Genomic DNA, 7,335 nt, shown 5'->3' on the forward strand with positions numbered 1-7,335 from the left:
GATCGAAGCCTATCTGGGAGCCCCCGACTATGCCCATGCTTGAAGCCCAATCCATCGCCGTGCGCTACGGCCAGCTGGAGGCCGTGCACGACGTGTCGCTGCAAGTCGGGGACGGCGAAATCGTGGCGCTGGTGGGATCCAACGGCGCCGGCAAATCCACGACGCTCAAGGCGATGATGGGATTGAAGACGCTGGCGCGCGGCGACCTGCGCTGGGACGGCGAGTCCATCGCCGCCATGCCCGCCGCGGGCCGCGTGGCGCGTGGCATCGCGCTATCGCCCGAGGGCCGGCGCCTGTTCCCGCGGATGACCGTCATGGACAACCTGGAACTGGGCGCCTACACCACGCGTTGCGCGGCCACGCGGCGGCGCACGCTCGACATGATCTATGGGCTGTTTCCGCGCGTGCAGGAGCGGCGCGCGCAGATGGCCGGGTCGCTCTCGGGCGGCGAGCAGCAGATGGTGGCGATCGGGCGGGCGCTCATGGCCCAGCCGAAATTGCTGCTGCTGGACGAGCCATCGCTGGGGCTCGCGCCCAAAGTGATCGCGGAGATCGCCCAGGCCGTCGAACGCCTGAACCGGGAATCGGGACTGTCCATCGTCCTGGTCGAGCAGAACGCCCGGCTTGCCATGCGGCTGTCGCACCGGGCCTACGTGCTGGAGCGCGGCGAAGTCGTGCGCACCGGCACGGGCCAGGAACTGCTTGAAGACGATTTCGTAAGGCAAGCCTATCTTGGCGTATAAGGGCGTAGGAGGCGCCCGGCCATGACCGACAACTTACCCTGCTATGAAGTCTATGCGCTGCGCTACGCGCGCATGACCCGTCCGGCCTCGCACAACTTCATCCTGCACGACGCGCACGATGGAACGGTGGAGATGGACTTCTATGTGTGGCTGATCAAGCTGGGCGACACGGCCATCCTGGTCGACACCGGCTTTGGCGAGCGCGGCGCGGCGCAACGCGGACGGCCGCTGGACTGCTGCCCCATCGACGCGCTGCGCCATCTTGGCGTGCGGCCTGAACAGATCCGGGACGTGATCCTGACGCACCTGCATTGGGACCACGCCGGCAATCTGGACAAGCTGCCCAATGCGCGCTTCCACCTGCAAGAGGCCGAAGCGGCGTTCGCGACGGGGCCGTGCATGTGCCAACCTGTGCTGCGCCGCGCCTTCGCGGTCGAGGACATTTGCGAATTCGTGCGCCGGCTGTACGAAGACCGCGTCGAGTTCCACGATGGCGACGACCTGCTGCAGCCGGGCATCGAACTGCTGCGCATCGGCGGCCATACCAAAGGGCTGCAGGCGGTTCGCGTGCATACGGTGCGCGGTTGGGTGGTGCTGGCCTCGGACGCCGCGCATTATTACGACAACGCCACGCTGAAGCTGCCATTTCCCGTCGTGGTGGATGTGGAACAGATGCTCGCCGGGCACAAGCGCCTGCTGAAGCTCGCGGGATCGGTAAGTCATTTTGTCCCCGGACACGATCCCCAAGTGCTCAAGCGCTATCCGCGCCTGGCGGGCGACCTGCCCGTGGCGGTCGCCGTGCTGCACGAGAACCCGCTGGATTGAACCCTTTGCCTGGTGCGCCCCGCCGGGCGTGCCGTTGCCCACTTTGGAACCCTGTTCACCATGCATGCACCTTCGAATCTGCGCGCCCCGTCTTCCAGTCTTGCACTGGGCCTGGCGCGCTTTGCACGCGGCCTGACGTTGGAATCGATGCCGGCGGCAGTGCGCGAAAAATCACTGCTTCACATCATCGACGCGATCGGACTGGGCATTGCCGCGCATCAGTTCGACTTTTCCGGCCCCGGGCTGGCAGGTATACGCGCGGCCGGCGCGCCGGGCGAGGCCACGGTCATCGGCGGCGGCCCCGCGCTGCAGGCCCGCGACGCGGCCATGGCCAACGGCTACCTGATGCACGGCCTGGACTTTGACGACACGCATCCCGGCGCCATCGTTCATCCGACGGTGGCCTGCCTGCCCGCGGCGCTGGCGCTGGGGGAGACCCGCGGCATGCGCTGGGGAGAATTGCTGACCGCCTATGCTGTCGGGATGGAAGCGGCCATACGCCTGGGCCGGTCCGTCAAGGGCGGCTTTCACCAGGGCGGCTACCACGCGACCGGCGTGGTGTCGCACTTCAGTTCGGCGCTGGTGGCCGGCAAGCTGCTCGGGCTGTCCGAGGAACAGCTTGTCGCGGCCCAGGGCATCGCAGCCAGCACGGCGTCCGGCGTGCAGGTATTCCTGGAGGATGGCGCGTGGACGAAGCGCCTGCATCCCGGTTGGGGCGCGTTTGCGGGCATTACCGCGGCGCAGATGGCGCATGCCGGATTCTTCGGTCCGCGCCGGCCGTACGAAGGGCAGTTCGGGTTGTATGAGACGCACATGCAGGCGCGCGCCGATCAGGTGGACGCCGATTCGGTCATCAGCGCGCTGGGCCACGAATGGACGCTGCTGGAGACCTCGATCAAGCCCTATCCGGTGTGCCATTTCATCCATGGCTGCGCCGAAGCGGCGCTGCGCCTCCAGGCCCGGATCCAAGACGCGGGCCGTATCCGTTCGGTGGAATGCGAGCTGCCCGCCGCCACGCTGCCGATCGTTGCCGAGCCGGCGCATATCAAGACGCGGCCGCGCAGCGATTACGACGCCAAATTCAGCGTGCAGTTCGTCGTGGCTGCCTGCCTGGCGCTGGGCCGCTTCACGCTGCAGGAGCTTGCAACTGCGCGGCTGGCGGACCCGGCGCTGCTGTCTCTGGCCGGGCGCACCACGTGCCGCGCTCAGGAAGTCACGGCGTTTCCGAAGTATTTCTCGGGCGCGGTGACGGTGACGTTGCATGACGGCACGCAGATGCGCGAAGAGGTGCCCGTCAACCTGGGCAGCGGCGACCGCGCGCTGGCGCAAGCCGACATCGTGGAGAAGTTCAGGGCCAATGCCGGCCTGACGCTGCCGCAGGTTCGCACCACGCTGATCCTGGACGCCTTCTTGTCCGCGGAACCGTCCACGCCGGTGCGTGACCTGACCAAGCTGTTGGGCTGAGACGGGCGGGGCCATCGGCGGGATGGGCAAGGATGGCTGGCCGCAGTATGCTAGCCAGCCGTTCGCCGCCGGCTCCCGGCCACCGGGGCAGCCCGTCGGTTGGCCCAACCAGAAGATGTCATGCCATGGACATGCGCCAACTGCGCTATTTTGTGACGGTTGCCGAGGAGCTCAGCTTCCGGCGGGCCGCCGACAGACTGAACATCTCCCAGCCGCCCCTGTCGCAGCACGTCAAGTCGCTGGAAGACGAAATGGGCGTGCAGCTCTTTCAGCGCACGCGCCGCGAGGTCCGGCTCACGCCAGCCGGGCAAGCCTTTCTGCGCGAGACGCGCATCCTCCTGGACCAGATGCGAACCGCCGTCAATGCGGCCGTTCGGGCGGGCAATGACGACGCCGGCGTGCTGCGGGTGGGGGTGGCGACCTCCGCGCTGTTCCACCTGGTTTCCGTGATCCAGCGTCTGGTGGCGGCGCAGTTTCCGGGCGTCACGCTATCGCTGGTGGACATGGTGTCGGCCGAACAGGTGAGGGCGGTGTCGCTGGGCCTGCTGGACGTGGGCGTCGTGCATGCCCGGCCCGAACGCACCGAGGTCCGGCGCCAGCTCATCCATCGCGAGCCGCTCGTGGCCGTGCTGCCGAGCCGGCATCCGCTGGCCCAGAAAGAGGGCTTCCAGCTATCGATGCTGTCGGACGAACCCATGGTCGCGTTGCATCGCGAACACGGTCCCGCCATCTACGACGCCATCGTCGCCTGCTGCCACGAGGCCGGCTTCAGCCCTGACATCCGGCACATGGCGCGAAGCCCGCTCACGATTTTCCAGATGGTGCGGCTTGGGCTTGGCATATCCATCGCGCCGGCGTCTTACGCGACCACGGGGTTTGCGGGTGTCGTGTTCCGCGAACTGCCAGAGAGCGCCGGGCAGGTATGCATGGAATTGATCTGGAGCGACAAGCACGCCAGCGATCTCACGCGGCGCGTGGTGGGCCATCTGGCCAAGCGCATGGCGCTGGATGCCTGAGGCCGGCGCGGTCAGCGCGCGCGGATCGGCGCTTCCAACAGTGCAAGCAGCGCCGAGGCGTCTTGCAGGTGATCCAATTCCTCGACCCTGCTGACGATTTCCCGCGCGCGGGATTCGTCAATGACTTCGGCGGCGATCAGGTGGAATTTGGCGACGACGTCTTCGTGGGATAGCGGGTCTTCCGGGCTGCCGCGCCGATGCAGGATGTCGCGCCGCAGGGCGGCGCCGCCGCGGGTATGGACTTCCAGGCGCGCGGCGTGGCGAAAGGCAGGCCCCATGGCGTCGATCTGCGGGTCGGCGTAAGCTTCCATCCGGCTGATGAGCGCAAGCAGGCGCGGATCGTTCAGCCGGTCCTCGCGGTACTGCGCAACAAAGGCCTCGTCGTCGATGGCGATGACCGCCAGGCCGAAAAACAGGTTCATCTGCGCCGCCGTGACGCCCTGGGCCCGATAGGGCCAGGCGCAATGCACGTGCGTCATGGCGCTGACGCCGACGCGGATCCGCGCGATGTCGTCGGCCGTCAGGCGGTTTTCGCGACAGATGGCGCGCAGCGCGTCCTGGGCGGCATGGATGCTGGTGACGGAGGCATAGGGCTTGTAGCCCACCTTGCCGGCTTCCCAGTTCACGCCCAGCCCGTCGGTCAGGCGGACCGGATCCGGCGCGCCGGAATAGGTGGCCAGGAATCCGCCGTAGTCGGCTTCCAGGACATTAGTGATGCCGGTAAAGCCGCGCCGGGCGAGCAGGGCGGCCATCACCCCGCCTTGCGCGGCGCGGCCGGCGTGCAGGCGTTTGACCATGGCGCCTTCCTGCGCGGCCATCAGGCCGGACGCCTGCGAACCGGCGATGCCGTACGCGTGCAGCGTCTGGCCGGCATCCAGTTCCAGCATGCGGGCCGCTGCGGCGGCCGCGACGAAACAGCCGGAGGTGCCTTGCGGGTGAAAGCCGCGAAAGAACAACTGCATCGTCGCGGCGTTGCCGACCCGTGTGCCGATTTCATAGCCCGCGGTCAGGGCGGCAAGCCAGTCGCGGCCTGACCGTGGCCCCGCCTGGCCGGCCAGCGCGGCGATGGCCGGCAGCGCCAGCGAGCCGGGGTGGACGATGGACTCCTTGTGGATGTCGTCCAGCTCGAAGGCGTGGCCCGCCGTGGCATTGACCAGCGCCGCATTGCCCGCGCTGGTGCGCTCGCCGGCCCCAAACACGATGGCGGCAGGCCTACAGCCGTCTTCTAGCGCCATGGTGAGCACATGGCGCGTCCACGGCAGCGACATGCCGAACAGGCAGCAACCGATGCTGTCGATCAGGCTGGTTTTCATGCGCGCGATGACCGATGGGGGAATCGCGTCGTATTGAAGACCGCTGGCGAAGGCCGCCAAGGTGCGCGTCGCGCCTGCGGCCGGGTGGGTCTGGTCGGACAGCATGGGCCGGCTCAGACGCGCTCGGGCAGATCGGCCTTGACGCTGCCGTCGATCAGCTTGATGACCGCTGGGTGGTAGTTCTGCGCGAACCCCGCATCGCGCGCGCGGCACATCATGTCGTGCGTGTAGGCGCCGATGCGTGGGCTGAAACCGCCTTCCCGCGCCAGGTCCAGCGCCAGCGAGCAGTCCTTGATGGCGTAGGTCATGGGAAAGGTCTTCTCCGGAAAGTCGTCCCTGGCCAGCGACTTCATGCCATGGTTGCGCAGCACAAAGCTGTCGGCCGAACCCTGCGACAGCAGCGACAACAGCTTTTCGGCATCCATGCCCGCCTGGCGGCCGATGGTGATCGCTTCGGACAGCGCGTTGACCGTCATGAACACCATGTAGTTGTTCAGGATCTTGACGATTTGACCGCTGCCGGCTTCGCCGCAATGCAGCACATCGCTACCCATGCAGTTCAGGTAGGGCGCGACCCGCGCAAAATCCTGCTCGGCGCCGCCCACGCTGATGAACAGCTTGCCGTCGACGGCCGCCTGCTTGGTGCGGGCGACGGGCGCATCGAGAAAGGCGATGCCTTCCGCCGCCAGCCGCGTGGCCAGCGCGCGGGTGCGCGAAACGTTGCTGGTGCTCATGTCGACGATCAGCGACGGCCGGCGGGGCGCCGCCAGGATGGCCTCGCACACCGTCTCGACCTGGTCGATGGCCGGCAGCGAGAGAAAGACGATGTCGGCCTGTTCAGCCACCTGGGCCACGCTGGCGGCGAGTTCGGCGCCGTGCGAAGCGGCTTCGTCGGCCGCGGGCTGCGCCGAGTCGTACGCCACGACCTTGCGGCCGCTTTTGTTCAACAGGTTTGCGCACATGGGGCCGCCCATGACGCCAAGGCCGATGAAACCCAGGATTTCCGGTTCGTTCTGCTTCATGTGATGTCTCCCAGTGGTTCAGGTGCGGGGCGCGGCATTGGCGCCGCGGGCCTTGATGGCCTTGATGACTTTCTCGTACGTCTTGTATTCGTTGGCCTGGAAGGCCGCGAATTCCTGCGGACTGGATCCCACCGGAATGAAGGACAGCGCCTCGAACTTGGCCTTGACCGCGGGGTTCTGCAGCGCCTGCTGCGTCGCGGCATAAACCTTGTCGATCACGGCTTGCGGCGTACCGGCCGGCGCCCAGATCCCGTACCAGCTTGGCATGTCAAAGCCGGCGTATCCGGCCTCGGCCACGGTGGGAATGTCCGGAATGGCCGCGACGCGCTGGCTGCTCGTCACGGCGAGCGCGCGCAGCTTGCCGTCCTTGACGTGCGGGTAGGCCGATGCCATGGGCTCGGTCATCGCCGTGACCTGGCCGCCCATCAGGTCAACCAGCGCCGGCCCGCCGCCGCGGTACGGAATCACCTCCATCTTCACACCGGCCTGCTCGTTGACCAGCTCGCATGCCAGGTGGCCGGCTGCGCCGTAGGCGGCGATGGCCCAGGTCAGCTCGCCGGGCTTGGCTTTCGCGCCCGCCACCAGGTCCTTCAGGCTCTGGTAGGGGCTGTCCTTGCGGACCAGCACAAGCTGAGGCTGCGCGCCAATCTCGGTGATCGGCGCGAAGTCCTTGAGCGCGTCGTAGGTCACCGTGTCCAGCAGCAGCGGGTTGGCGACCTGCAGCGAGGCGTTGAGCAGCAGGGTGTAGCCGTCCGGCTCGGCCTGTTTCACGTAGCGCGCGCCGAGCACGCTGCTGGCGCCGGGCTTGTTCTCGATGATGACAGGCTGGCCCAGCGCTTCCTGCAGCGCCTGGCCCAGCGTGCGCGCGACCGTGTCCACGGAACCGCCGGGCGGAAAGGGCACCACCATGCGGATCGGCTGCGTCGGCCACGCGGCCGCCGCGTGCGCGGTA

The 7,335-nt window shown here is 67.6% G+C and carries 7 protein-coding genes; 4 read left to right on the forward strand and 3 right to left on the reverse strand.

Annotated features, from left to right (window positions below; genetic code table 11):
- Positions 1-29: 29 nt before the first annotated feature.
- From B3446_RS05490 to B3446_RS05505, 4 genes are all read left to right on the forward strand, one after another.
- On the forward strand, positions 30-743 hold the full coding sequence (locus tag B3446_RS05490) for an ABC transporter ATP-binding protein (protein WP_291378197.1): 714 nt from the start codon (positions 30-32) through the stop codon (positions 741-743).
- Positions 744-764: 21 nt separating this feature from the next.
- On the forward strand, positions 765-1,568 hold the full coding sequence (locus tag B3446_RS05495) for an N-acyl homoserine lactonase family protein (protein ID WP_291378183.1): 804 nt from the start codon (positions 765-767) through the stop codon (positions 1,566-1,568).
- Between the two features lie 60 nt (positions 1,569-1,628).
- On the forward strand, positions 1,629-3,032 hold the full coding sequence (locus B3446_RS05500) for an MmgE/PrpD family protein (RefSeq protein ID WP_291378185.1): 1,404 nt from the start codon (positions 1,629-1,631) through the stop codon (positions 3,030-3,032).
- A gap of 125 nt (positions 3,033-3,157) precedes the next feature.
- Positions 3,158-4,048, forward strand: coding sequence for a LysR substrate-binding domain-containing protein (locus B3446_RS05505; protein ID WP_175183707.1), 891 nt, complete (start codon positions 3,158-3,160; stop codon positions 4,046-4,048).
- Between the two features lie 11 nt (positions 4,049-4,059).
- Here the strand turns inward: B3446_RS05505 and B3446_RS05510 are convergent, their stop codons facing one another.
- The 3 genes from B3446_RS05510 to B3446_RS05520 form a co-directional block, all read right to left on the reverse strand.
- A complete protein-coding gene (locus tag B3446_RS05510; protein WP_291378188.1) occupies positions 4,060-5,466 on the reverse strand; it encodes an MmgE/PrpD family protein in 1,407 nt (468 codons plus the stop codon).
- Between the two features lie 8 nt (positions 5,467-5,474).
- Positions 5,475-6,383: an NAD(P)-dependent oxidoreductase gene (locus tag B3446_RS05515; RefSeq protein ID WP_291378190.1), complete on the reverse strand. Its 909-nt coding sequence runs from the start codon at positions 6,381-6,383 to the stop codon at positions 5,475-5,477.
- Positions 6,384-6,401: 18 nt separating this feature from the next.
- The coding region (locus B3446_RS05520; protein ID WP_291378192.1) for a Bug family tripartite tricarboxylate transporter substrate binding protein at positions 6,402-7,335 on the reverse strand (934 nt) is incomplete at its 5' end.

It is taken from the genome of Achromobacter sp. UBA5777, from assembly GCF_002418565.1.
Classification (GTDB): Bacteria; Pseudomonadota; Gammaproteobacteria; order Burkholderiales; family Burkholderiaceae_B; genus Achromobacter; species Achromobacter animicus.